Source organism: Curtobacterium sp. 'Ferrero' (assembly GCF_002412165.1).
In the GTDB taxonomy this organism is placed as follows: Bacteria; Actinomycetota; Actinomycetes; order Actinomycetales; family Microbacteriaceae; genus Curtobacterium.
Genome location: NZ_NXIA01000010.1, coordinates 58,826 through 82,124, shown reverse-complemented (window position 1 = coordinate 82,124; position 23,299 = coordinate 58,826). Strand labels below are relative to the sequence as shown.

The window sequence follows — 23,299 nt, the reverse complement described above, 5'->3', positions numbered from 1 at the left end:
TGCGCCGGCCGAGCGCGGACTAGCGTGCACGACACGCACGATTCCGGGGGGACGCATGGCACCGACGAAGGACTTCCACGGTACGGCGCTCGCCGCGAGCGCCGGGGCCGCACTGCTCGCGGCGGTCGCGCTGGCGGGGTGCGCTCCGGTCACCGCAGCCGACCCGACCGCCGCCCCGCCGTCCGGCTCGGCCTCGGCGACGACGACCGGCAGCGAAGGGTCCGGCAGCGGCGCGACGGGCACCGGAGGGACCGGCACCGGCACGACGTCACCCCGGCCGACCTCGACGATCACCCCGGTCCCCGGGGTCGACGACGACCGCGGGCACCTGCCCGACACGTGCACCGGGCTCATCACCGCCGGCAGGTGGGACGACTCGTTCGCCGCGATGCCGCTCAACGACCCGACCGTCGTCGGTGACCCGGTCGAGGTGCCGAAGGACGCCCTGACGCCGGTGCTGCAGCCCGACGGCACGAGCCTGTACTGCGTCTGGCGTGACCCCCGCGCCGACATCACGTTCCTGTCGATCCGCGTCGCCGTCGTCGACTCCACGAAGACGTACGCGCACCTGCAGAGCGCACTGGACGGGTACGACTGCGCACACGACGGCTACGGTTACCGGTGCCAGCGGATCTCACAGGACAGCCAGTACCCGGTCACGGACGGCGACACCTACTCCACCCGCGGCGACGTCGGCATCCACATCCAGCAGGCGAACATCCCGACGTCCGGTCTGCTCGACGACGTCATCGCGCACGTCTTCTAGTCGACCGGAGCCGGCCGCCCGGCGGGGCGCGAGCGGACATGTGCCCGCTCGCCCTGCGGCCCGTACAGGCACAGCACCTCGGCCGCCTCGTCGGAGACGTTGCCCACCCAGTGCGGCGTGTGCGTGTCGAACTCGACGACCTCGCCGGGACCGAGGTCGAACTGCCGCTCGCCGAGCAGCAGGAGCACACGGCCGGACAGGACGTAGAGCCACTCGTAGCCCTCGTGGGTCTTCAGGCTCCGGTCGGTGGTCGACGGACCCGGCGGGATGAGCTGCTTGAACGCGCGGACACCACCCGCTCGCCGGGTGAGGGGCACGACGACCCGACCGCCGTGGAGTTCCGGCCGCAGGTGCACGCGCGGGTCGCCGGTCCGTGGTGCTCCCACGAGGTCGTCGAGCGGCACACGGTAGGTTCGCGCGAGCGGCAGGAGCAGCTCGAGCGTCGGCTTGCGCCGCCCGGACTCGAGCCGCGACAGCGTCGACACCGAGATCCCGGTCTCGGCGGCGAGCGCCGCCAGCGTGACGTCGCGGCGTCCGCGCAGCGCGCGCAGTCGTGGGCCGACCCCCTCGACGACCTCAGCCGTCGTCCGCGCGGCGAGCTGCGCCTCCTGGTCGTGTGCCACACCGCCATGTTGCCACTCCGGCAAGCGTTGTTGCCAGCAGCGCCCCCAGGCGGCGAGGCTGCGGACATGCCAGATCACTTCGACGTCGTCGTCATCGGCGGCTCCGCCGCAGGCCTGTCGGCCGCACTCATCCTCGGACGGTCACGGCGCTCCGTGCTCGTCGTCGACTCCGGCGAGGCGCGCAACGCCTCGGCGCAGGGCGTCCACAACTTCCTCGGCCAGGAGGGCACGTCACCTGGCGAGCTGTACCGCCTCGGTCGCGCCGAGGTCGACCGCTACGGCGTCGACGTGACGGCCGGGAGGGTCGTGGCGGCGTCCGCCACGGAGGGGGACGCCGCGGATCCGGTCGCCTTCTCGGTCACGCTCGAGTCCGGCGCGGTCGTCACGACCCGCAGGGTGGTCGTCGCCTCCGGCGCCGTGGACGTCCTGCCGGACGTACCGGGCCTCGCCGAACAGTGGGGCCGCGGCGTCGTGCACTGCCCGTTCTGCCACGGGTGGGAGGTCCGCGACCAGCGGATCGGCGTGCTCGTGTCGACGCCGAACGGCGCGCACCACGCCCTGATGTTCCGGGCCCTGAGCGACGACGTGACGGCGTTCGTCACCGATCCGTCCCTGCTCGATGACACCACCCTGGCCGGTCTCCGTGCACGCGGCATCAAGGTCGTGCACGATCTGATGGCGGCGGTGCATGCCGATGGCGATCGGCTGACCGGCGTGACCCTGGGTTCCGGCGACTTCGTCGCGCTCGACGCGCTCGCGGCGGCGAGCACGACCGAGGCGCGCGTGGACTTCCTCGCCGGGATCGGTCTGGCGGCCTCCGACTTCGTGGTGGGCGACCACCGGTACGGGAGTGCGCTGACGGTCGACGGCGTCGGTCAGACGGCGGTCCGGGGCGTGTACGCGGCCGGGAACGTGACCGCACCGATGGCGACGGTGATCGCGTCGGCTGCTGCCGGGACGGCGGTCGGTGCAGCGGTGCACGGGGACCTCGTGCAGGCGGAACTGGTGGCGGCGGTCGGCGCGGCGGCGACGCCTCAGCCCACGCGGTAGCCGGCCTGGGTCGCGAGCAGCGGCGCCAGCGTGTACAGCTGGTCCGTGCCGATGGTCGCGCCACGGAGGCCCTCGAGCCGTTCCGTCCGGTCGAGGTCGGCGTCGCGCAGGTCGACGTGCTCGATGCGGGTGTTCGTCCCCTCGACCGCCCGGATCCGCGTGCCGGGGAACGCGACCCGGAGCAGCTTCGCGTCGGCGAGGTCGAGCTCGTCGACGACGCAGTCGCGGAACACGACGTCGGTGAGGGTCGCTCCGCGGAGGTTCACGAACCCGAGCTTCATGCCGACGAACTCGACCCCGTCCATCGCGGAGTCGTACAGTTCGGCGGATCCCACGCGGCCGCCCGACAGCCGGACCGTCCGCCAGGTGCTGCTCGACGCGCGGAGGACCGGGGCGTCGAGTTCCTCGACCACGGCGTCGCGGGCACGGAGGCCGCGGAGGTCGGCGTCCCCGGCGCGGAGGACCTCGACGACGGACTCCTCCAGCTCGAGGTCGGGCACGCGCTCCCCTGCGAGGTCGAGCACCGCGATGTGCTTGCCCTCGATCCGGTCGCCCGACAGGACGTCACCGGGTCCGGGCGCCCACGGCTCGAGGTCGCCCGGCTCGGTGATGGAGGTGCGTGGGGCGTCGGTGCCGTCGGTTCTGCGGGCCATGCGTTCAGTCTGCCGCGCGGGTCCGACGTCGGAGCTCGCTCGTGAGGGTGTAGTCCTTCGCGGGGCCGACGGCGTCCCACCGGACCGTCCAGAGCGCGGTGTCGCCGTCGAGCACGCCGGTGTAGTCGTCGGGCGAGCAGGCGTGCGCCACCGCGCTCCCCCAGACCCAGGGGTGGAACACGCGGCCGTCGGAGAAGTGCACCGTCCAGGCGTGGTCGGCCGCGGTGCGGGCTGCGTCACCTCCTGCCCGGGTCCTGCGGACGAACAGCGTCCGCGAGACCGGCACGGTGCGGCCGTCGAGGGTCATCGTGCCGGACTCGTCCCAGCGGACCTCGTGCGCGTCGGTCGCGGTCAGGGTCGTGCTGCCGGTGACGGTGCCCGCGGCGCCGGCGCGGCGGTCGACCACGGTCCGCCGCAGTTCCCACTCCCCGAGGAGGTCCGTCGGCTCCAGCACCCGTCCACCCTACGGCGGGGGCTCACCCGCCGAGGGCGTCCGCCCGGGCGGCCCGGTGCTCGTCGTCGGAGATGACACCACGGGCGTGGAGGTCGTCGAGCTCAGCGAGCCGCTGTTCGAGCGACGTCGCGGGCGCGAACGCCTGGCTCTGCATCGCCTGGTGGGCGAGGTCCTCCTGCAGCGTGAACGGGTTCTGCCCCCGCTTCGCCATCCGGCTGCTGCGGACCACGACCGTCACGATGACGGCCACGAACCCGAGGCCGACCACCACGCTCGCGATGCCGAACAACGCTCCGAACGCGCCGACGAACAGTCCGCCGTCGCCACCCCACAGATCTCCGAACACGGTCGTCCCCCTTCGTCGGACGCGCTGATCGTACCGTCTGCGTGCGTCCCGGTGGCGCCCGGCGACGGGAACGCCGCTCGGAGCCCAGTCCGGCGAGGGTCGGTCCTTCCCATCACGCCTGCAGTACGAAGCCGATCCGCTCGTGGGGAGCCGGAAGGAACGGCTCCCCACGAGCGAATCGGCTCATCACGAGCGGAACGGCCGACCACGAGCGGAACGGCCCGCAACGCCGCGCCCGACCGCCTCCCCGCCTCACCCGCGCAGCGGCCCCGACGCCGGGACGCTCGCACCGTCGGCGAACCCGGCCACGAGCTCGCCGAGCGCCTCCTCGGCAGTGTGCCGGGCCTCCCACCCGAGCACGGACCGGGCACGGTCCGTCCGCATGACCGGCACGCCCGCGGCGATGTCGATCCACCCCGCGTCCGTCGGCTGCAGCCGGAGCCGCCACGTCAGCGTCACGACCGAGCGCAGTAGACGCAGCGGGATCCGCACCGCGCCACGCATGCCGAGCACCCGGGCGATCCGGGGCGGCGTGAGCACCGGGGACGCGGCGACGTTGAACGCTCCGCCGGCCCGCTGGTCGACGACCCGCCAGTACGCGTCGGCGAGGTCGTCGGCGTGCACGGCCTGGAACACGAACGGGTACGGCAGGGGCAGGACCGCCCAGCGCACCCACCGCACGATCCGCATCGGCACGAGGTGCCCGAGGAACAGCCCCCGGAGCTCTGCGGCGGCACCCCGCTGGAAGACGAGTCCCGGCCGGAGGCGGGTCACGGTGAGGTGGGGGTGCGCGGCCTCGAACGCGTCGAGCGCGGTCTCGTCCTCGGCCTTGTGGCGCGAGTACGTCGCGGTCGGGATGCCGGTCGCCGGCCACGTCTCGTCCACCGGGGTGCGCTTGCCGTCCGGCGTCACCGGGCGGTAGGCCCCCACGGAGGATGCGACGACCACGTGCGGCACACCGGCACCGACGGCCGCCTCGAGCACGTGCGCCTGTCCGTCGACGTCGGTGCGCCGCTGCGCGGGGATGTCGTGCGTCGGCTGCAAGGCCCAGGCGAGGTGGACCACGGCGTCCGCGCCGTGCAGGACGGCCCGCAGCTCGGCGACCGCGGACGGGTCCCCGACGTCGATCGCATGCCAGGTCGCGACGTCGTACGGGGCCACCCGGGCGTCCGGGAGCCGACGCGCGACCCCGACGACCTCGAGCCCCTCGCCGGCGCGGCCCTCGCCGGCCAGGCGTGCGGCAGCGAGCCGCCGCAGCAGCGCGGTGCCGACGTTGCCGGTCGCGCCGACGACCACGATCCGCATCAGCGCGCCCCGATCGTCCGGCCGGCCCGGCACGGTCCGCCCGGCACGCTCAGCCCCCGCATCACGCCGGGCTCAGGGTCGGGTCGAGGACGACCTTGACGCAGTCGTCCTCCTTCTTCTGGAAGACCTCGTACATGCGCGGGGCGTCCTCGAGCGACACCCGGTGCGACGTCAGGTCGAGGGTGCCGAGCGGGTCCGACGGGTCGGACACGAGCGGCATGATGTCGTCGATCCAGCGCTTCACGTTGCACTGCCCCTCACGGACGGTGATCTGCTTGTCGAACAGGGTCATCATCGGCATCGGGTCGGCCATCCCGCCGTACACGCCGCTGAGCGACACCGTGCCGCCCCGGCGGACGAGGTCGATGGCGGTGTGCACGGCCGCGAGCCGGTCGACCCCGGCGGTCTCGATCGCCTTCTGTGCGAGCCCGTCGGGCAGCAGTCCGGCGGCGCGCTGCGCGAATCCGGCGACCGGGTTGCCGTGCGCCTCCATGCCGACCGCGTCCACGACCCCGTCGGGTCCGCGGCCGTCGGTCAGGTCGACCAGCTGCGGCACGAGGTCGTCGGACAGGTCGAACACCTCCGTGCCGTGGGCCGCGCCGAGATCACGCCGGACCTGCTCGGGGTCGACGGCGAGCACCCGGTACCCGAGGTGCCGGCCGATCCGGGCGGCGAACTGCCCGACCGGGCCGAGGCCGAGCACCGCGAGCGTCCCGCCCTCCGGCACGTCGGCGTACTGCACGGCCTGCCACGCCGTGGGGAGGATGTCGCTCAGGAACAGCCAGCGGTCGTCGGGGGTGCCGTCGTCCGGGACGACGATCGGCCCGTAGTCGGCGTGCGGCACGCGGAGGTACTCGGCCTGCCCACCGGGGACCTGGCCGTACATCTTCGTGTACCCGAAGAGCGAGGCGCCGGTGCCGTACTCGGTCACCTGGGTCGTCTCGCACTGGGACTGCAGGCCGTTGCGACACATGAAGCAGTGCCCGCACGAGATGTTGAACGGGATGACCACACGGTCGCCGACCCGCAGGTTCGTGACGCCGGAGCCGACCTCCTCGACGATGCCCATCGGCTCGTGGCCGAGGACGTCGCCCCGGTCGATGAACGGGCCGAGCACCCGGTACAGGTGCAGGTCGGACCCGCAGATCGCCGTGGAGGTGATCCGCACGATCGCGTCGGTCGGCTCCTGGATGGTCGGGTCGGGGACGGTCTCGACGGACACCTTCTCGGTGCCCTGCCAGGTGAGTGCGCGCACGTCGCGTTCCTCTCGTGGTCGTTCCGGGCCGGCCGGGAGGCACGGCTCGTCTCCCCACGTCGGTACCCGTCCGCCCCGTGGCGGCTTCCCAGCGTGATCCGCTCGACGCGGCACCGGCCGCGCCGTCCGCCGCCGGCCGGACGCCCGGCCGCGGCTCGGCCTCCGGCCGATCGGCGACCCGTTCGTGGCCGACCGACCACCCGGATCGTCCGCCGCGGCGATGCGCGCCGACCGCACCGGACCGGATGCTGTCCCCGATGGACGCACGCACGACCCGCCGCACGCTCCTCGCCAGAGCGGGAGCGCTCCTCGCTGCCGGGGCACTCGCCGCCTGTGCACCTGACGGCGCACGACGGCAGGCGGACCCCTCCGCGTCCCCGTCGACGGACCGCACCCCCACACGGACGCCGAGCGCGACGGCGACGGCTGCGCCGACCCCGACGCCGACGTGGACACGAGCCGCGGTGACCCGACGCCCGCTCCCGGCGGGAACCGTCACGGCGCTTCCGACGGGCACCCCGGGCATCGCGTGGACGGTCGACGACGGGGCGTCCCCGGCCGTGGTGGCGGCGTACGCGGCGTTCGCGGCCGAGACCGGCACCCGTCTGACGTTCTTCGTCAACGGCGTCCGGCCGTCGTGGACCGAGCACGCCGACGTGCTCCGACCGCTGGTCGAGTCGGGCCAGGTGCAGATCGGCAACCACACCTGGGACCACCCGGCCCTCACGAAGCTCTCCGACCAGGCGATCGAGGACGAGCTCATGCGGAACCACGACTTCATCCAGCGCACGTTCGGTGTCGACGCGCGTCCGTACTTCCGTCCGCCGTACGGTTACCACGACGCTCGGGTCGACGCCGCTGCCGCCCGTGTCGGCTACACCACCCCGCTGCTCTGGTACGGCACGCTCGCGGACTCGGGCGACATCGACGCCGGGCAGATCGTCGGGTTCGCCGACCAGTGGTTCACCGCGGGCCGCATCGTGATCGGCCACGCGAACCACCCCGGGACGATCGGCGCGCTCCCCCGACTCGGTCGTCTGCTCCGGGAGCGCCGGCTCGGCACCTACACGCTCGACGACGTCTTCCTGCGCTGACCGACCGCCGTCGTCCCGTGACCCGGTCCGTCACGTCGGGCCGGTCACGCCACGGGGTCGGCGAGCACGGCCCGCAGGACGGCCTCGTGCTCGGTGCGGTCGCCGGGGCCGGCGCTCCCCGCGAGCATGATGAGCGCCTTCCACAGCGCCCAGGCACGGGCCCGCGCCCACGTCCCGTCGTCCGACCCGACCGCGTCGCGGAGGACCCGACGCGCCGGCACGTCGAGGGACGTCCACGCGAACACGAGGTCGCACGCCGGGTCGCCGACCCCGCACGTGCCGAAGTCGATGAGCGCGCTGAGCCGTCCACGGTCGTCGACGAGCAGGTTCCCGGGCGCGACGTCGCCGTGGAACCACACCGGCGGGCCCTCCCACCGGCTCGCCTCGGCGGCCCGCCAGACGGCCTCGCACGCGTCACGGTCGACCGCCGTCCTGAGGGTGTCGAGGGCAGCGACCACCTCCGACGCGTAGTGGGAGGGGTGTTCGCCGCGGTGGAACGAGTGCGCCCCGGCGGCGGGTCCGCCGTCGGTCGGGACCGCCCGGAGCTGCCGCAGCACCGCCGCGACGTCGGCCGCCAGGGCCGAGCGGTCGACATCGGGCAGGGCGGCGACGACCCGGCCGGGCAGCCACCGGCGGACCGACCACGGGAAGGGGTAGCCGGCTCCCGGAGCCCCGAGGGCGACCGGCTCCGGCACCGGCACGTCGAGCGCGGCCGCGAGCACGGGGAGCGCCCGCTGCTCCTTCTCGACCGCGGGGACGTACCCCGCGGCGCTCGGCAGCCGGACGCTCAGGTCGTCGCCGAGGCGGAACGTCCGGTTGTCCCACCCCTGGTGCGCGACCTCCCGGACCGGCAGCTGCGCCCACGCCGGGAACTGCTCGCGGACCAGCCGGCGCACGAGGCCCGCGTCGATGCGGGGCACGTCGGCGTGCACGTCGGAGGACACCCGGACAGGCTAGGCCGTGGCCCTCGACCGCACCAGCGTCGGGCGGAACGGACGCGGCGGAGGCGAGCCGCGCCTCCCGTCCGTCACCCGCGCAGGCGGTCCCGTTCGGCGGGCGGCAGGTGTTCCGTCGCCGTCGCGCGCGCAGCGGGCGACAGGAACCGACCCTGCCGCTCCAGGAAGTCGATCAGCGCCGGCTCGGACGCCCGCTTGCCGACCTCGCGGAGGACCCGTCCGATCGCGGACTGCACCGTGTCCCCGCGCTCCCGGACCAGCCGGCCCGCGATCCCGAGCGCGACCTCGGCGTCGCCCTGCTTCACGAACGCGAGGGGCGCGACCACGGCGATCCGCCGCACGGTCGCGACGTCCGACTTCGCCAGCGCGAAGAGGTGACCCGTCGACGCCCCGCGGACCAGCGGTGCACCGACCAGTTCCTCGGCCGCGAGGTCGACGAGCACCGGGTCGTCGAACCGCTCCGCCTTCGCCGCCGCGAGGTACTCCTCGGTCAGCTCCTCGTCGGGCGAATCGCGCATCGCCTGCACGAGCAGCAGCACCGCGACCAGCCGGGCGCCGGGGTCCTCGCTCCAGAGCAGCGCCGACCGCTCGCCCTCGTCGAGGGCGGCGAAGCGCCGCGCCACGCGGCGGGCGGAGGCGACGTCGCCGGTTGTGCGGGCGAGTGCGGCGAGCACGTCCTCGGCCTGGAGGCCCGTCACGCGGTCTCCCCGTCCGTCCCGACCGGGGTGGGCCGGTCCCGGCGGGTGCGCGCTCCGCGCCGCAGCACGAGCACCGCGACGACCACCAGGAACGCCGCGAACATCCACGTGCCGACCCGCGGGTCGACGAGCCGCGCGATGCCCGCGCCGACCGGTGAGCACACCGCCGCTGTGATGCCGACCGTGAGCCCGACGCGCAGGTCCACCGCGCGACGTCGGAGGTTCGCGACGGTGCCCGAGATTGTCGTCGGGACCATCGTCAACAGGGAGGTGCCCTTCGCGAGCAGGTCCCCGGCGCCGAGCGCGACCTCCAGACCGGGCACGATCACCACCCCGCCACCGACCCCGACCAGTCCGGAGAGCACGCCCGAGAGCAGGCCGAGCACGAGCAGCACCGCCGCCTCGACCACCCCGAAGCGCACGTCCCCGCCGCGGGTGGGCACCGACGTGAACAGCGACACGAGCACGACGACGATGAAGCCCACGAAGATCCACGGGAGGACCCGCAGTGGGATCGTCCGGAGCAGTCGGGCGCCGATCGGGGCGCCGACGACGCTGCCGACCGCGAGGGTCAGCGCCGCGAGCCAGTGCACCTCGCCCTGCACGGCGTACGTCGCCGCTCCGACGACCGCCGCGGGTGCGATGGCCACGAGCGAGGTCGCAGATGCTCGGCGCTGGTCCATGTGCGCGAACGCCATGAGCGCCGGGACGACCACGACCCCGCCGCCGACGCCGAACAGCCCGGAGAGGAGCCCGGCGACGACGCCGATCGCGACGAGGGCGAAGGTCCGCGGCATCGTCCCAGCCTACGGCTCGAGCGGCGAGGGGACCCACCGTCAGGAGGCCAACCGTGCCACCGCCTCTCGGATGGCGTTGGCGTGCAGGTAGATGTCGTCGAGCGCGTCGATCGGGTGCTTCGTCTCGACCTTGTTCTCGTCGAAGAGACCGAGGTACTTCTGCTTCTTGCCGTTGAACCAGAGCCGGGCGATGGGCTTCCGGTTGTTGTCGTCGAGCAACACCGCGAAGTACGACTTCTGGTCACGGTGCGCGATGCGGTCCGGCTTGACCTCGCTGCAGGCGATGGCCTTGACGATCTGGTACCCCTCGAGCTCCTCGAGCGTGGTCTCGATCTCGGTGTCGCGGTCGAGATCGCCTTCCGCGACCGGTGCACTCGTCACGGCTTCGGCGGGCGATTCCGCGCCGACCGGCGCACTGTAGGACGCGCCGAGCGCCGTCTTCAGCCGGTCGTTCACCTGCTCGTTCAGGAACTGCTTCGACGCCTTCGCGACGAGCGTCGTGAACTGGGTCCGCGCCTCCTGGGTGAAGCGACCGTCGTAGACGCGCGACGCGAAGAGACGGACGAAGTCCTCCTCCGGCTCGCGGAACTGCGCGGCGATCGCCCGCTTGATGGCGCCCACGTACTTGAGTTCCTCGGCAGCACTGATGACCGAGTCGAGGTCGAAGACGTCCTTCGTCAGCTTGCGGAGTTCCGGAAGCAGAGTCTCGTCGATGTCGGCGAGGTCGAGGACGAGGAACGGCCGGTCGTCCATCTTGTTCGGCGCATCGAGGTCCGTGTAGAAGTTGTAGACCTCGCCGTTCGTCAGAACCGCGATGCGTGCGTTCGTGACCGAGAAGTAGCGGAACAACTGCGCCGCGTTCTCGACCGTCAGCTGGCCCGACGACTTCTTGCACTCGATGAGGATCTGCACCTCGCCGTCGCGCATGATCGCGTAGTCGACCTTCTCGCCACGTTTCACCCCGACGTCGGCCGTGAACTCCGGTACGACCTCGAGCGGGTTGAACACGTCGTAGCCGAGGATCGTCGAGATGAACGGCATCACGAACGCGTTCTTCGTCGCTTCCTCGGTCTGGATTGCGTCACGCTGGTTCTGCACCTTCGTCGCCAGCGCCGCGAGACGCTCTTCGAACTCCATCGTTCCTCCCCTGGATCACCACCACGCTAGTTGACGACCCGTCATCATTGCGATCACTTGCGCCCCCACTTCGCGGGCAGCGGCCAATCTAGCGCACGTGGAACATCACACATCAACGCCCTAGGCTGTTGGGCGGGGCGGCGGTTCGCCGGACGACCGTCCCGGGCAAGGATGAAGCCCACCACCGCAGCAACGGTGATGGGCTTCGAGTTGCTCTCCGAGTGGAGTGCAGAGGGACCGCGTACGTCCCGAGCGGAACGCTCGGAGCCAGCATACGTGACCCCGGTCACGGACGCACCCTCGGCACCACCGCTCCTCGTGTCCGCCGGCGCTGACACCGGAGGTGGTCTCGATGTCGAACGACAACGGGTCCGAGCCCAGGCGTCGGGTGTCCTGGCTGGGGGTCGCGAGCTTGCTCGTGGCCGTCGTCAGGCTCCTGCTCGACGTCTGGCGGAGGGACTGAGACGGGCGGCCCGCACGCAGCACGCGTGCGGGCCGTTCCGGCGGACCGGTCGGACGACGACCCGGCGTCAGCGGAAGTGCAGCGCCGTCAGCGGGTCGAAGAGCGTGCCCGCACGTCGGGTCTCGACGTGCACGTGCGGCCCCGTCGACTGCCCGGTGTTGCCGGACTTCCCGATCTCCGACCGCACGGACACGATCTGCCCCTGCTTGACCTCGATCTTGCTGAGGTGCGCCGTCAGGACCGTCACGTTGCCGTACGTCACGACGATGTAGTTGCCGTACGAGGCGTTGTTCGCCACCGTGCTCGTGACCGTCCCGGTCCCGGAGGCGTACACGGGCGTCCCGACCGCCACCGGAGCGTCCGCTCCCTGGTGGTACCGCGGCACGTGTCCGGCACCGCGGTCGTCGCCGTAGCGGCCGGAGATCTTCGTGCTGGCGACCGGCCACAGCAGCCCGGTGACGGGTTTCGTCGACCACACACGGGTGTCGGAGGCGCCGTAGAGCACGACGTTGCCGTCGACCTGCACCATGAGCGAGCCCGCACCGGCCCGCCCGGTCCTCGAGTTCCAGAGCGTCACCTTCGCGCCGGTCGCGTTCCGTCCGACGACGGCGAAGTTGCCGTCCTTGCGCAGTTCGGCCCACGCACCCGCGTGGCCGCCCGTGCCCGACTGCCACACGACCTTGCGGTTGATCGTCTGGACGAGGTTGCCGTCGGTCTGCATCGTAAGTCGACGCGCGCCGCTCGTGTCCGAGCTGAGGACTGTGCCGGAGAAGATGGTGTTGCCGGCGGGGACGGTGCCCTGCTGGCTCGTCCAGTTCACGATCGCGGTCTTGCCGGCGTAGAGCCCCATCGTCCCGTCGGCACGGACGGCGAAGGACGTCGACTGCGTCGTGCCGGCGGAGGCCCAGCGCACGATGCGCTTGCCGCCCCGGAGCAGGTCGACGGCCCGGTTCCGCCCGATGGTGAGGACGGCGCCCGGCTGGTTCGAGGTGCCCGACGCCCAGAGGACCACGTTTCCGACCCCGTACTCGACGAGATTGCCGTCGCCCTGCAGGATCAGCCGGAACTGCCCGTTCGGTGAGGTCACGGAGTCGCCGGGCTGCAGCGTGGTGCCCGCCGGCACCGAACCCTTGTAGACGACGGAGGCGGAAGCGGGCTCGGCGAGCCCGACGGCACCGGCGGCGGCGACGGCGACTGCCACGAGCGCCGCGGTCAGGCGGAGTCGTGGGAGTCGGCGGGCGCGCGCGACGGAGGACGGTGTGCTGGTCATGGAACCCCTGATCTGGATCCGGTCGAGCCCCTGCGCGACCGTTCGCTGGCGCGCTCTCTCCACACGCCGCCGAACGATGGTCGCTGTTCCGCGCGGGGACCACAAGGGATCAGCCGGAACCGGAAGAACCCCAGTTCCGGGGGCACACGGCTCCGGAACCAGCACCGAGGAGCACGCAGCGGGTGCCCGTCGACTGGTCGGGACGGCGTGACAGGGGAGCAGGATCGGGGCATGCCGAATGCCGCCTTCACCCCACCCACGCCGACCCAGACCCGCCCGGACCTCGCCGGGACGTTCGGCGCGGTCGCCTCCACGCACTGGACCGCCACCGCCGTCGCCCAGTCGGTCCTCGAGCGCGGCGGGAACGCCTTCGACGCGGCGGCGGCCGGCGCGTTCGTACTGCAGGTCGTCGAACCGCACCTGAACGGGCCGGGCGGTGACCTGACCGCCGTGTTCGCGACGGCCGACGACCCGACGCCCGTGGTGCTGTGCGGGCAGGGTCCGGCCCCGGCCGGAGCGACGCGCGAGCACTACCTCGCCGAGGGGCTCGACCTCGTGCCGGGTGCGGGGGCGCTCGCGGCGACCGTCCCCGGGGCGGTCGACGCGTGGCTCCTGCTGCTCCGCGACCACGGGACGTGGGACATCGCCGACGTCCTCGCGCCCGCCATCGGCTACGCCCGTGACGGGCACCCGGTCGCCGCCGGCGTGGTGCGGACGATCACCGCGGTCCAGGACCTGTTCCGCGACCACTGGCCCACCTCCGCTGCGCGGTGGCTGCCGGGAGGCACGGTGCCGGTCGCCGGGGCACTCGTGCGCAACGAGGCGCTCGCCGCCGTCTACGAGCGGCTCGCCGCCGCGGGCGGCGAGCACGCCGGCCGCACGGCTCGCATCGACGCGGCCCGGACCGAGTGGGCGGAGGGCGTGGTGGCGCAGGCGATCGACCGGTTCGTACGGGAACCGCACCGGCACTCGTCGGGCACCGACCACGCCGGGGTGATCCGCGCCGCCGACCTGCAGGCGTTCCGCGCGACCTACGAGCCGGCCACCACGGCCGAGTTCCGCGGGTGCACGGTCGCGAAGACCGGACCGTGGGGCCAGGGCCCGGCGCTCCTCGAGACCCTCCGCCTGCTCGACCCGCTCGACGACGCACTGCTCGACCCGTCCACCGAGCTCGGCGCGCACACGATCGTCGAGGCGCAGAAGCTCGCCCTCGCCGACCGCGACCTGTTCTACGGCGACGGCGACGTCCCGCTCGACGCACTGCTCTCCGACGCCTACACCGACGAGCGGCGCACGCTCATCGGCGAACGGGCCTCCGCCGAGCTCCGACCGGGCTCGGTCCCGGGCTACGAGCACGCGACGCCGCCGCTCCGCACCGTGTACGACGCCCAGGCGGACGGCACCGTGGGCGAGCCGACCGTCCGGGTCGTCCGCGACGCGGAAGAGGCCGTGCCGGAGGAGGACCGCGGCGAGCCGTTCGTCGCGCCGACCGGGGAGACCCGCGGCGACACGGTGCACATCGACGTCGTCGACCGGTGGGGCAACATCGTGAGCGCGACGCCCTCGGGCGGGTGGCTCCAGTCGTCCCCCACGATCCCGGAGCTCGGGTTCTGCCTGGGCACCCGCCTGCAGATGACCTGGCTCGAGGAGGGCACGTCGTCGACCCTGACCGCCGGCGAGCGCCCGCGCACCACGCTCACGCCGACCCTCGTGCTGCGCGACGGCCGACCGGTCCTGGCGCTCGGCTCCCCCGGCGGGGACCAGCAGGACCAGTGGCAGCTGCTGTTCCTGTTGCGGTGGATCGTCGGCGGGTACAGCCCGCAGCAGGCGATCGACGCGCCGGCGCTGCACACGACGTCGTTCCCCGGCTCGTTCTGGCCGAGGACGTGGGAGCCGGCGGGTCTGGTGGTCGAGGACCGGCTCGGCGACGACGTGATCGCGGCGCTGGAGGCTCGCGGCCACGTCGTCACCCGGGCCGGCGACTGGTCGCTCGGTCGGCTGTGCTGCGTCACGCGCGACCCGGAGCGCGGTGTGGTGGGCGCGGCGTCGAACCCGCGCGGCGCGCAGGGCTACGCGATCGCCCGCTGACGTCGCGTCACGACGCCGTGGTCGGCAGGGCGGGCGCGGGTCCGGCATCCCGGGTCCGTCCGCCGAACAGGCCGCGGTCGAAGCGCGCACCACGAGCCCGCGCGCGGTACGACGGCCTGTCCCCCATGCGCCCGATCGTCGGGCAGACCTGCGTCTTCACCGAGAGCCGGTTGCGAGAACGATCGTTCTCCGATTGACTCGCGGTGCGGCTCCGAACGGAGTCCGACCCCACACGAAAGGAGCGGGAATGCCCACGCGCACCGCACGCACCGCCTGGAACGGCGGCCTCGAGGACGGTTCCGGTCAGGTCGAGCTCTCGAGCTCGAAGGTCGGCACCTACGACGTCTCCTTCCCGAAGCGCGCAGCCGACGACGCCGGCGGGACGACCAGCCCCGAGGAGCTCATCGCCGCGGCCCACTCCTCCTGCTACGCCATGCAGTTCTCGGCGATCCTCGGCGAGGCCGGCGGCACCGTCGAGGCCCTCGACGTCAAGGCCGACGTCTCGCTCGGCCCGGACTCGGCCGGCGGCTTCAAGCTCACCGGAATCGTGCTCACCGTCAGCGGCGAGGTCTCCGGCATCGACGAGGCGGCCTTCCTCAAGGCGGCCGACGAGGCGAAGGCGACCTGCCCCGTCTCCAAGGCGCTCACCGGCGTCGACATCGAGCTGCACGCGACGTTCGAGCAGTAGTCGTCACCCCCTGACGGACGGGAGGCCCGTGGCGACCCCGCCACGGGCCTCCCGTCCGTCGTCGGGTAGCGTCGGCTCGGTGAGACGTCACCGCTTCGTCACCCCCACCTGGCTCGCCCTCTGGGCGGGCCTCGCCGCCCTGGTGGCGGGCGTGACGATCTGGGCCACCGCCCCGAGCGCGTCGTTCGGCTGGTTCGCGTACGCCCCGCTGGCCGGCGCGGTGTTCGACCCGGTGACCCACTCGTGGCAGCAGGTCGTCGGCCCCCTGGTCGCGGTGGCGGGTGCGGTCGTCGCAGCCTTCGCCGCCGGACGACTGAGCGTGCGCCGACGCTGACCCGCCCCGCCGCTGACCCGCTCAGCCGCTGACCTGCCCAGCCACTGCGCGGCACGTGTTCAGCGGACGTCCGGACTCGGTGGACCACGCCTGGCACCATGGCGGGATGGCCGAGCAGTCCCTCCCCGGCGCGCCGCGACCCGGCCGCCCGCCACGGCCCCGCGTCCGCAAGGTCGCTCAGCACGACCTCCGCGATGCCCGCGCCCGGTTGCGCGGCACGATCTACGAGGACGTGACCCCCGACGTGCGTCCGCGCGAGCAGTACTCGCCGGTCCAGATCGTCGACTTCTGCCTCGACCTCGCCGAGGTCATGCTCGCTTCCGGAGCGGACACGCGCACCGTCGAGACCGCCGTGGTCGCCGTGTCCACCAAGTGGAACCTCGCCCCGCTCGACCTCGACTTCTCCGGCAGTTCGGTCACCATCCAGTACGCGCCCGCCGACGCGCCGGCGCTCGTCAAGGTGCGGACCGTCACATCGGACGGGTCCGACCTGAACCGTCTGTCGCGCGCCAACCAGATCGTCGACGACCTGGTGCACGGAGCCCGCGACATGACCTCGGCCGTGAACGCCCTCGTCGCGGTGCTGCGGATGCCGCCGCGCTGGCCGACGTGGCTCGCAGACGTCGGACTCTCGATCCTCGGCACCTCGATCGCGGTGCAGGCAGGAGGCGGGTGGCGTGCCGGCGTGGGAGCGTTCGTGCTCATGCTCGGGATCATCGTCTCGGGTCGCTGGCTCACCGGCCGGGGCTTCCCGCAGTTCTTCGTGTCCGGTGCCCAGGGAGCGGTCGCGTCGGCACTCGGCACCCTGGCCATCTCCGCCGGGGTGCTGCAGCCGGGCGGTGCGGCGACCATGGTGGCCGCCCTCGTGGTGCTGCTCCTGCCGCACGTGTCGCTCGTGACGTGGGCGCAGGACGCGATCTCGGGGTTCCGGGCCATGGCCGTCGCCCGCGCGTTCTACATCGTGCTCGTGATCGCGGCGATCGTGGTCGGCGTCCCGGCCGGCATCGCCCTGACCCACTGGCTGCGGATCGAGGTCGACCCGTCCGGCATCGTGCTGAACCCGCTGCCGCTCTGGCTCTCCCTGTCGCTCACGGTGGTCTCCGCCGGGGCGAACTGCTTCGTGCAGCAGGCGAGCGCGCGCGTGATCCCGTTCGCGGTCGTGCTGTCCGTGGCCGCGGGCGCATCGCTCTTCGGACTCCGCCAACTCGGGCTGCCGCTCCTCGGTGCGACCTTCATCGCGTCGGTGCTGCTCGGCGTCCTCGCGACCCTGGCCGCGGCGCGGATGCGGGTGGCGGTGGCGGCGATCGCGGTCCCGGCGTTCTGCGGCGCACTGCTGCCCGGTGTCGCCGTCTCGAACGCGCTCCTCAACGTCATGTCCGGCTCGTCCACCGCCGCGCTCGACTTCGTGTCCGCGGTCACCGTGGCGCTCGCGATCGGCGCCGGCCTGGTGCTCGGCGGGCTCTTCGCGACGCCGGGCGCCCGCCGTGCCCTGCGCCGGGCGCGGAAGGTCGTCGTGCACTCGGTGCACAGCGACACGACCGCGCTCCGGGTCATCCGCGACTCGGGCTACGACCCGGGGGACGGCAGCCGTCCCCGCTGGTAGGCCGGGAGCGGATCAGGGTCAGCTCGCGTCGGAGACCGCGCTCGACACCGCGGTGGGGGCGTCGTACTCGCCGTCGGGGATGTTGCGCAGCGCCTCGAGCGCGTCGCCGTCAGCGCCTTCCCGCTCGGCGGTGGCGACGATGTCGTCCTTCGAGGCGGGGTAGTCGATGCCGCTCAGGTACTTCTGGATCTCGATCGGGTTGGGGTTCGCCACGACGGCTCCTTCCGGTTGGGGCCTCCACCGAGTACCCGACCATCCCTCCGTCCCGACCCGGTTCCGCGTTCGGTGGCCAACACCCCGCACGGAAGCCGGGAGCGGGTCAGATCTCCCAGCTGCCCGGGTCGCCCCACGTCGCGTGCTGCACCTGGGCCTGCGGCTGGTACCGCTCCATCCAGCCGCGCTCGAGCCGTGCCACGGCGCGGTCGAACGCCGGCACGAGCTCCATGTCGGCACGGAGGAGCGCCTGCAGCTGGAGCCCTTCGTAGAGGGCGATGAGCTGCTCCGCCCCGCGTCGCGGCTCCATCGTGTGCGGTGCGCGACCGATGGCGACGTCCCGCTCGAGTCCGCGCTTGATCCGGCCGTAGAAGAGCTGGTAGCGCGACCGGAGGTAGGCGGACATCGGGTGGTCCGGGTTGCCGGCGACGGAGAGCAGCGCGACGAGCAGCCGCATGAGCGCGGGGTCCTCGGCGTTGGACGCGACGATGGCCCGCAGGAAGTCGATCGTCGAGGCGTCGCCGACCTCGGCCGACACCTCCTCGAGACGTCCACCGTTCCACCGGTCCACCGCGGCGAGCACGAGACCGTCCCACGACGGGAAGTGCAGCTCGAGCTCGGCGAGCGAGATGCCCATGCGCTCCGCGACGTGCTCGGGGCGGGCCTCGTGGAACGGCACGTCGCGGAGCAGGTCCACGGTCGCGCCGACGATGGTGATCCGCAGGTGCAGGGTCGCTGCCGCCGCTGCTGCCGCGTGGGTGTCCGCGCTGGTGTTCTCGAGCATCGTGCCCTCCGAGGTCGCCGGACGTCCTGTCCGGGTGCACCCCGCGAGGGGTACGTGCCGCACCCGATCGGGCGCCCTTCCATCCAAGCGGACATCGACGCTCGCCAGCATCCCCGGTTGGGGTGTCGGCATTCCGGGGGACACGGTCGCGACTCAGCCACCTCGCGGTCGACCGTGTGACGATGCCCGCATGTCCCCGAACGACTCCACCGCGCAGGGCCTGGCGACGATGGCGTCCGCCGGCTTCGAGTTCGGCGACGACGCCGAGCAGGTCGCCCACGACGTCCGGACGATGTGGGAGCAGCTCGGGCGACCCGAGGGCGCCTTCGACGCGGCAGCCCGCGCGGTGGCGGCGCTCCCGCAGCGCCCGGAGGTGCCGCTCGCCGACCAGGCACGGCGTCGTGCCTTCGAACGGGCGATCGGGATCAACCCCGTCGAGGTCGAGCTCGCCGCGGCCCTCGCCGCGCGGGAACTGCTCGAACGGCTGGCCGCGAGCTGCGGGACGCCGCGGTAGAGGTAGCCAACATGTTGCATGTCACATGATGGCGTGCGACACTGGATCGGCCGGTACCCGACCGGCACACGACCCCGGGAGCACCCATGGCCGCAGCACGCCGTTTCGTCACCGACATCGACCCGACGTGTTCCGCGTTCGCCCGGACCGTGCTGCTCGAGACGTGGCGCGCACTGCTGCCGGACACCCTCCCGCTGGCGCGACCGCTCTCGTTGGCGGACCGGTTGCGGCTGGTACGGGCCGAGGTCCTGGACCTCACGGACGCCTCCGCCGTCGACACCGGCAGCGACGGCCGGATCGGCGCCGGATCCCTCGCCGTCCTGTGGCACAGCGTCGCCGGCGACGTCCCGGTCGCGGGCGTGGCCCCGTCGGACGAGATCACCGGCTCGGGCGCGGTCGGCGTCTCGGTGAGCGCCGCGGTCGCGCTCGGCATCGACCGTGACGACCTCGCGGCGGCCGTCACCGCGACCGCCGGGGAGCTCGGCGCGGCCCGGATCGTCGTCTTCTGCCTTGATCCCCGCGACGGGCGGAGCGCGTCCGAACTCGTCCGGGCGTTCCGCCGCATCACGTCGTTGCAGGTCGAGATCGTCGTGCACGACCTGTCCACCGACATCACCGTTGCACGGCTCGCGGCCTGCACGCGTTTCGTCACGGTCGACCCCGTCGCCGCGGCGGTCGCCCGCTCGGTGGGCGTCCGGACCGTCCGACTGGACGCCGCCGACGACCTGACCGCGCTGTTCACGGCGCTGCAGACGGGCGCGGACCTCGATCAGCCGGACGATCGTCGTGCTCGCGACCTCGCCTTCACGCTGGACGCCTGGCAGCGCGGGCGCTCGTCCACGGCGGCGCTGTGGTCGTCGGTGCGCCGCGTCGGCAGCACCGACGACCTCGTGGTCGCCTGACCGGGACTACGGCGTGGGCATGCCGCCGTCGACGTGGAGCGTCTCGCCGACGACGTACGACGACTCGCCGCTCGCCAAGAAGACGTACGCCGGAGCGAGCTCGGCCGGCTGGCCCCAGCGACCCAGGTAGGTCTGCTCGCCAGCGCTCGGCAGGTCCTCGGGCTTCTGGCCGCCGGCCGGCTGGAGCGGCGTCCAGATCGGCCCGGGAGCCACGGCGTTCACGCGGATCCCCTTGGGCGCGAGCTGCGCGGCGAGCCCCTTGGCGAGGTTGTTCACGGTCGCCTTGGTCGCCGCGTAGTGCACGAGGTGCGGCGACGGGGCGTACGCCTGGATCGACGTGGTGTTGATGATCGTCGATCCGGGCGCCAGGTGGGGGACGGCGGCCTTCGTGATCCGGAACGTGGCGTAGGCGTTCGTCTTGAAGGTCTCGTCGAACTCGTCGTCGTCGATGTCGACGATGGAGTCGATGTTCTGCTGCTTGCCCGCGTTGTTCACGAGGATGTCGAGACCGCCGAGGCCCTCCACGGCCTTCGCGACGAGCTCCTCGCACCACTCCTTCGACGTGATGTCCCCCGGGAGCGCCACGGCCGTGCGCCCGGCCGCCTCGATGAGCCCGACGATGCGCTGGGCGTCCTCTTCCTCCTCGGGCAGGTACGCGATCGCGACGTCGGCACCCTCGCGGGCGTAGGCGATCGCGACGGCGGCCCCGATGCCCGAGTCGCCACCGGTGACGAGCGCCTTCCGGCCCTCGAGGCGCCCCGAGCCGCGGTAGGTGTCCTCGCCGTGGTCGGCGGGCACGTTCTGCGCCATCTCCTCGTCGGTCCCGGCACCCTCGAGGTACTGCTCGTCGGGCTTCTTGTCCGCGTAGAGCTTCGTCGGGTCCTGCATGGTGTACTGGTCGATCCGCTGGTCCGTCATGCCGCAGACGGTACGCAGCGGCGGTCGCACCACCGTCCAGCGGGCTGTCCCCCGGTCCGGTCGACGGGGACGCGCCGCCCGCGCGGTGACGGCGCGGGGACGATGCGGTGACGGACGGGAGGCCCGTGGAACGTCCGTCGCGCAAGGTCACGGTCCGGTGACGGCCCGGACCCGATTCGGTAACACCCGTCGTCCATCCCGGTGACGCCCCGTACGGTCGTGTGGTGACCTTCCGACCCCTGCTCGCCCTCGGTCTGGCGACGCTCGCCGTTCCGACGGGCGTGTTCGGCGTCGGGACGTCCACGTTGGTCGGCGGCGACGGGGTGACGGAGTCGGTGACGGCGCACGTCTCGAACCACGCCCTGCAGCAGGTCGACACGATCGAGCTGGGCGCCGAGGCCATGGTCCTCGAGCACGACGACTCCGAGGTCGTCACGCTCCCGATGCGCGATGCGCGCGGCACGGTGGCCGTCCTCAACCGCCTGCTCGGGACCCCTGCACGGTCCCGGACCCACGTCGGCGAGGGCGGCGCGTGCTTCCCGGCCGGCACCACCTACACGTGGGGCGGCGGACTCCGGGTGGCCGCGATGAACACGCCGTCGACCCTCGGCAACGCCGTCGAGATCCGGGTGCTGCGCGACGACGTCCGCGGGCGCACGGGTACCCGCATCGCGCTCACCGGACCGGACGGCGTCCAGGTGGGCGACGACATCGCCGAGCAGGTCGCCGACGCGCCCCCAGCGGACCGCGAGTCCTTCGGCAGCGGCGACGACGACGGCCCCTCGGCCTGGCAGCTCCTCCTCGCGCCCGGCTGGGACGGAACGACGGCTGACGACGAACCGTCCACGCGCGACGAACCCGGTGACGGTCACAGCGACGAGCCGTCCGGGGACGACGCCGCGACCACCGGCCGGAACGGGCTGTCCGCCCTGACCGACGACGACAGCCGCGTCATCGTGCTCGGGACCCCGATGCCGGTGAACGCGACCCGCGACTGCTGACGCTCAGACCCGGATCGACGCGACCACCGGGAAGTGGTCGCTCGCGGCCCACGTCTCCGGGCCGTCGTGGTCGATCAGCACGCGCTCGACCCCACGGACACCGCGCGTGAGCACCCAGTCGATCCGCTCGCCCGTGGAGACCGGCGGCTGCCAGTCGTTGAACGTCGCGGTGCGGTCGGTCGGGTCGCCCGCCTGCCCCCACGCGTCGATGTAGCCCGCGTCGAGGAACGCCCGCGACGCGGCGCCGTCACCGAACGGCTCGTTGCAGTCGCCGGCGACCAGGACGGGCCCCTCCACAACCTGCAGCCGCTGCACCACGAGTGCGGCGCTCTTCGCCCGGACCGCGTCGCCGTGCGGGCCCTCCTCGTGGTCGAAGTGGGTGGTCAGCACGGTGAACGGATCACCCTGCACGTCGAGGAACCGCGCATGGTTGGCGATCCTCGGGAACACACTCCCCCAGGTGTTCGACACCGGCTCGTCCGGGGTGTCGGACAGCCAGAACGAGCCGGTGTCGACCGGGCGGAGGCGGTCACGGCGGAAGAAGACGGCCGCGTGCTCCCCCGCCGATCCACCCTCCCGCCCCTGACCGACGTCGCCGTGGTCCGGCAGGCCGGCGCGCAGGTCGTCGAGCTGGTGGTCGAACGCCTCCTGGACGCAGAGCAGGTCCGGGTCGTGCCGGCGGACGATCCCGAGCAGGACCGGGAGCCGTGCGGGCCAGTCGTGGGCCGGGTCCGGGTTCTTGACGTTGTAGGTCATCAGGGTGATCGGGCTGGCGACGCTGCTCACCCGACGAACCTACCGATCAGGCCGGCTCGGGCAGCATGACCCGCCGCAGGGCGATGAGGCCGTCCCGCGCGCGGGTCTTGGCGGTCCCCAGCGGCACGCCGAGCTCGGTGGCCGTCTCGGGCCCGGTCAGGCCGACGAGGTGCCGCAGGACGACCGCCTCGCGCTGCCGCTCCGGCAGCGCGGCGATGCCCCGACGCAGGGCGATCCGGTCGAGGACGCTCTCCGCGTGCTCCGTCGTCGTGTGGTCGACGAGTTCGAGGTCTCGGACACCGATGCGCAGGTCGCGGTCGCGGTCCGCCCGGCTCTTGCGGACCCGGTCGATGGCGCGGCGCTGCGCGATGGTCCGGATCCATGCGATCACGGAGTGCGCCGGGTCGTAGCGGTCGGCGATGAGCCAGAGTTCGAGGAACACGTCCTGCACCACCTCCTCGGCCTGGGACGGGTCCGGCAGGTGGTGTCGGACGTACCGCTCGACGAGCGAGTGGAACCGTTCGTGGAGGGCGGTGAAGGCGGATCGGTCACCTGCTGCGACCGCGAGCATGAGGTCCCGCTCTTCCGAGCGCTTGGCGAGGAGTGCGTCTTCCATATGTGGAACTTTGCA

Annotated in this window: 26 protein-coding genes; 10 read left to right on the top strand and 16 right to left on the bottom strand. The window is 72.9% G+C overall.

Annotation, left to right across the window (positions count from 1 at the left end; genetic code table 11):
- The first annotated feature begins 55 nt into the window (after positions 1-55).
- The gene (locus tag Csp2054_RS10430; RefSeq protein ID WP_096899252.1) at positions 56-766 is read left to right on the top strand and encodes a hypothetical protein; all 711 of its coding nucleotides are present in this window, start codon (positions 56-58) and stop codon (positions 764-766) included.
- Here the strand turns inward: Csp2054_RS10430 and Csp2054_RS10425 are convergent.
- Positions 763-1,389, bottom strand: a complete 627-nt coding sequence (locus Csp2054_RS10425) for a helix-turn-helix domain-containing protein (protein WP_096899251.1) — start codon at positions 1,387-1,389, stop codon at positions 763-765. The genes Csp2054_RS10430 and Csp2054_RS10425 overlap by 4 nt on opposite strands.
- A 66-nt stretch (positions 1,390-1,455) precedes the next feature.
- On the opposite strand from Csp2054_RS10425, the gene Csp2054_RS10420 reads away from it, so the two are divergent.
- Positions 1,456-2,439 carry an NAD(P)/FAD-dependent oxidoreductase gene (locus tag Csp2054_RS10420; RefSeq protein WP_096899250.1) on the top strand — a complete coding sequence of 328 codons (984 nt, stop codon included), beginning with the start codon at positions 1,456-1,458 and terminating at the stop codon, positions 2,437-2,439.
- Here Csp2054_RS10420 and Csp2054_RS10415 read toward each other — a convergent pair.
- The 5 genes from Csp2054_RS10415 to Csp2054_RS10395 form a co-directional block, all read right to left on the bottom strand.
- Positions 2,424-3,092, bottom strand: coding sequence for a pentapeptide repeat-containing protein (locus Csp2054_RS10415; RefSeq protein ID WP_096899249.1), 669 nt, complete (start codon positions 3,090-3,092; stop codon positions 2,424-2,426). The genes Csp2054_RS10420 and Csp2054_RS10415 overlap by 16 nt on opposite strands.
- Positions 3,093-3,096: 4 nt before the next feature.
- Entirely contained in the window at positions 3,097-3,546 is a 450-nt protein-coding gene (locus tag Csp2054_RS10410) for a DUF6314 family protein (RefSeq protein WP_096899248.1), read from the bottom strand.
- 22 nt (positions 3,547-3,568) lie between these two features.
- Positions 3,569-3,892, bottom strand: coding sequence for an SHOCT domain-containing protein (locus Csp2054_RS10405; protein ID WP_096899247.1), 324 nt, complete (start codon positions 3,890-3,892; stop codon positions 3,569-3,571).
- 252 nt (positions 3,893-4,144) lie between these two features.
- A complete protein-coding gene (locus Csp2054_RS10400) occupies positions 4,145-5,197 on the bottom strand; it encodes an NAD-dependent epimerase/dehydratase family protein (RefSeq protein WP_096899246.1) in 1,053 nt (350 codons plus the stop codon).
- 61 nt (positions 5,198-5,258) lie between these two features.
- Positions 5,259-6,452 carry a zinc-dependent alcohol dehydrogenase gene (locus Csp2054_RS10395; protein WP_096899245.1) on the bottom strand — a complete coding sequence of 398 codons (1,194 nt, stop codon included), beginning with the start codon at positions 6,450-6,452 and terminating at the stop codon, positions 5,259-5,261.
- Positions 6,453-6,709: 257 nt separating this feature from the next.
- Here Csp2054_RS10395 and Csp2054_RS10390 point away from each other — a divergent pair, with 257 nt between their 5' ends.
- Positions 6,710-7,546, top strand: coding sequence for a polysaccharide deacetylase family protein (locus Csp2054_RS10390; RefSeq protein WP_255252694.1), 837 nt, complete (start codon positions 6,710-6,712; stop codon positions 7,544-7,546).
- Positions 7,547-7,590: 44 nt separating this feature from the next.
- On the opposite strand, the gene Csp2054_RS10385 is transcribed toward Csp2054_RS10390, so the two are convergent.
- From Csp2054_RS10385 to Csp2054_RS10365, 5 genes are all read right to left on the bottom strand, one after another.
- Entirely contained in the window at positions 7,591-8,490 is a 900-nt protein-coding gene (locus tag Csp2054_RS10385; RefSeq protein WP_255252693.1) for an aminoglycoside phosphotransferase family protein, read from the bottom strand.
- Positions 8,491-8,573: 83 nt separating this feature from the next.
- Complete coding sequence (locus Csp2054_RS10380) at positions 8,574-9,200, bottom strand: DNA alkylation repair protein (RefSeq protein ID WP_176491654.1); 627 nt, start codon at positions 9,198-9,200, stop codon at positions 8,574-8,576.
- Positions 9,197-9,997, bottom strand: a complete 801-nt coding sequence (locus tag Csp2054_RS10375) for a sulfite exporter TauE/SafE family protein (protein ID WP_096899243.1) — start codon at positions 9,995-9,997, stop codon at positions 9,197-9,199. Before Csp2054_RS10375 ends, Csp2054_RS10380 begins: the two co-directional genes overlap by 4 nt.
- Positions 9,998-10,036: 39 nt before the next feature.
- The gene (locus Csp2054_RS10370; protein WP_096899242.1) at positions 10,037-11,134 is read right to left on the bottom strand and encodes a type I restriction endonuclease; all 1,098 of its coding nucleotides are present in this window, start codon (positions 11,132-11,134) and stop codon (positions 10,037-10,039) included.
- A gap of 530 nt (positions 11,135-11,664) precedes the next feature.
- Positions 11,665-12,867 (bottom strand): peptidoglycan DD-metalloendopeptidase family protein, encoded by a 1,203-nt coding sequence (locus tag Csp2054_RS10365; protein ID WP_096899241.1) that lies wholly within the window; start codon positions 12,865-12,867, stop codon positions 11,665-11,667.
- Between the two features lie 231 nt (positions 12,868-13,098).
- On the opposite strand from Csp2054_RS10365, the gene Csp2054_RS10360 reads away from it, so the two are divergent.
- From Csp2054_RS10360 to Csp2054_RS10345, 4 genes are all read left to right on the top strand, one after another.
- The gene (locus Csp2054_RS10360) at positions 13,099-14,955 is read left to right on the top strand and encodes a gamma-glutamyltransferase family protein (protein WP_096899240.1); all 1,857 of its coding nucleotides are present in this window, start codon (positions 13,099-13,101) and stop codon (positions 14,953-14,955) included.
- 247 nt (positions 14,956-15,202) lie between these two features.
- Complete coding sequence (locus Csp2054_RS10355) at positions 15,203-15,643, top strand: OsmC family peroxiredoxin (protein WP_096899239.1); 441 nt, start codon at positions 15,203-15,205, stop codon at positions 15,641-15,643.
- A gap of 79 nt (positions 15,644-15,722) precedes the next feature.
- Complete coding sequence (locus tag Csp2054_RS10350) at positions 15,723-15,977, top strand: hypothetical protein (protein ID WP_141399224.1); 255 nt, start codon at positions 15,723-15,725, stop codon at positions 15,975-15,977.
- A gap of 106 nt (positions 15,978-16,083) precedes the next feature.
- Complete coding sequence (locus Csp2054_RS10345) at positions 16,084-17,580, top strand: threonine/serine exporter ThrE family protein (RefSeq protein ID WP_096899237.1); 1,497 nt, start codon at positions 16,084-16,086, stop codon at positions 17,578-17,580.
- 18 nt (positions 17,581-17,598) lie between these two features.
- Here Csp2054_RS10345 and Csp2054_RS10340 read toward each other — a convergent pair whose 3' ends face one another.
- Positions 17,599-17,793 (bottom strand): DUF2795 domain-containing protein, encoded by a 195-nt coding sequence (locus tag Csp2054_RS10340; RefSeq protein ID WP_096899236.1) that lies wholly within the window; start codon positions 17,791-17,793, stop codon positions 17,599-17,601.
- 106 nt (positions 17,794-17,899) lie between these two features.
- Positions 17,900-18,577: a TetR/AcrR family transcriptional regulator gene (locus tag Csp2054_RS10335; protein WP_096899235.1), complete on the bottom strand. Its 678-nt coding sequence runs from the start codon at positions 18,575-18,577 to the stop codon at positions 17,900-17,902.
- A gap of 190 nt (positions 18,578-18,767) precedes the next feature.
- Here Csp2054_RS10335 and Csp2054_RS10330 point away from each other — a divergent pair, with 190 nt between their 5' ends.
- Together Csp2054_RS10330 and Csp2054_RS10325 are read left to right on the top strand one after the other, a co-directional pair.
- Complete coding sequence (locus Csp2054_RS10330; RefSeq protein ID WP_096899234.1) at positions 18,768-19,091, top strand: hypothetical protein; 324 nt, start codon at positions 18,768-18,770, stop codon at positions 19,089-19,091.
- A gap of 86 nt (positions 19,092-19,177) precedes the next feature.
- Complete coding sequence (locus Csp2054_RS10325) at positions 19,178-19,993, top strand: hypothetical protein (RefSeq protein ID WP_096899233.1); 816 nt, start codon at positions 19,178-19,180, stop codon at positions 19,991-19,993.
- 6 nt (positions 19,994-19,999) lie between these two features.
- Here the strand turns inward: Csp2054_RS10325 and Csp2054_RS10320 are convergent, their stop codons facing one another.
- Positions 20,000-20,911, bottom strand: a complete 912-nt coding sequence (locus Csp2054_RS10320) for an SDR family oxidoreductase (protein WP_096899232.1) — start codon at positions 20,909-20,911, stop codon at positions 20,000-20,002.
- Between the two features lie 224 nt (positions 20,912-21,135).
- On the opposite strand from Csp2054_RS10320, the gene Csp2054_RS10315 reads away from it, so the two are divergent.
- Positions 21,136-21,912, top strand: coding sequence for a hypothetical protein (locus Csp2054_RS10315; RefSeq protein ID WP_141399223.1), 777 nt, complete (start codon positions 21,136-21,138; stop codon positions 21,910-21,912).
- Positions 21,913-21,915: 3 nt separating this feature from the next.
- Here the strand turns inward: Csp2054_RS10315 and Csp2054_RS10310 are convergent, their stop codons facing one another.
- On the bottom strand, positions 21,916-22,698 hold the full coding sequence (locus Csp2054_RS10310) for an endonuclease/exonuclease/phosphatase family protein (protein WP_096899230.1): 783 nt from the start codon (positions 22,696-22,698) through the stop codon (positions 21,916-21,918).
- Positions 22,699-22,714: 16 nt separating this feature from the next.
- On the bottom strand, positions 22,715-23,284 hold the full coding sequence (locus tag Csp2054_RS10305; protein WP_096899229.1) for a sigma-70 family RNA polymerase sigma factor: 570 nt from the start codon (positions 23,282-23,284) through the stop codon (positions 22,715-22,717).
- Positions 23,285-23,299: the final 15 nt, after the last annotated feature.

Coding starts and splice junctions, on each gene's coding strand:
- Csp2054_RS10320 (WP_096899232.1), bottom strand. CDS start 20,911: ATGACGGACCAGCGGATCGACCAGTACACCATGCAGGACCCGACGAAG.
- Csp2054_RS10355 (WP_096899239.1), top strand. CDS start 15,203: ATGCCCACGCGCACCGCACGCACCGCCTGGAACGGCGGCCTCGAGGAC.
- Csp2054_RS10330 (WP_096899234.1), top strand. CDS start 18,768: ATGTCCCCGAACGACTCCACCGCGCAGGGCCTGGCGACGATGGCGTCC.
- Csp2054_RS10400 (WP_096899246.1), bottom strand. CDS start 5,197: ATGCGGATCGTGGTCGTCGGCGCGACCGGCAACGTCGGCACCGCGCTG.
- Csp2054_RS10420 (WP_096899250.1), top strand. CDS start 1,456: ATGCCAGATCACTTCGACGTCGTCGTCATCGGCGGCTCCGCCGCAGGC.
- Csp2054_RS10430 (WP_096899252.1), top strand. CDS start 56: ATGGCACCGACGAAGGACTTCCACGGTACGGCGCTCGCCGCGAGCGCC.
- Csp2054_RS10365 (WP_096899241.1), bottom strand. CDS start 12,867: ATGACCAGCACACCGTCCTCCGTCGCGCGCGCCCGCCGACTCCCACGA.
- Csp2054_RS10305 (WP_096899229.1), bottom strand. CDS start 23,284: ATGGAAGACGCACTCCTCGCCAAGCGCTCGGAAGAGCGGGACCTCATG.
- Csp2054_RS10360 (WP_096899240.1), top strand. CDS start 13,099: ATGCCGAATGCCGCCTTCACCCCACCCACGCCGACCCAGACCCGCCCG.
- Csp2054_RS10415 (WP_096899249.1), bottom strand. CDS start 3,092: ATGGCCCGCAGAACCGACGGCACCGACGCCCCACGCACCTCCATCACC.
- Csp2054_RS10390 (WP_255252694.1), top strand. CDS start 6,710: ATGGACGCACGCACGACCCGCCGCACGCTCCTCGCCAGAGCGGGAGCG.
- Csp2054_RS10370 (WP_096899242.1), bottom strand. CDS start 11,134: ATGGAGTTCGAAGAGCGTCTCGCGGCGCTGGCGACGAAGGTGCAGAAC.
- Csp2054_RS10375 (WP_096899243.1), bottom strand. CDS start 9,997: ATGCCGCGGACCTTCGCCCTCGTCGCGATCGGCGTCGTCGCCGGGCTC.
- Csp2054_RS10325 (WP_096899233.1), top strand. CDS start 19,178: ATGGCCGCAGCACGCCGTTTCGTCACCGACATCGACCCGACGTGTTCC.
- Csp2054_RS10345 (WP_096899237.1), top strand. CDS start 16,084: ATGGCCGAGCAGTCCCTCCCCGGCGCGCCGCGACCCGGCCGCCCGCCA.
- Csp2054_RS10335 (WP_096899235.1), bottom strand. CDS start 18,577: ATGCTCGAGAACACCAGCGCGGACACCCACGCGGCAGCAGCGGCGGCA.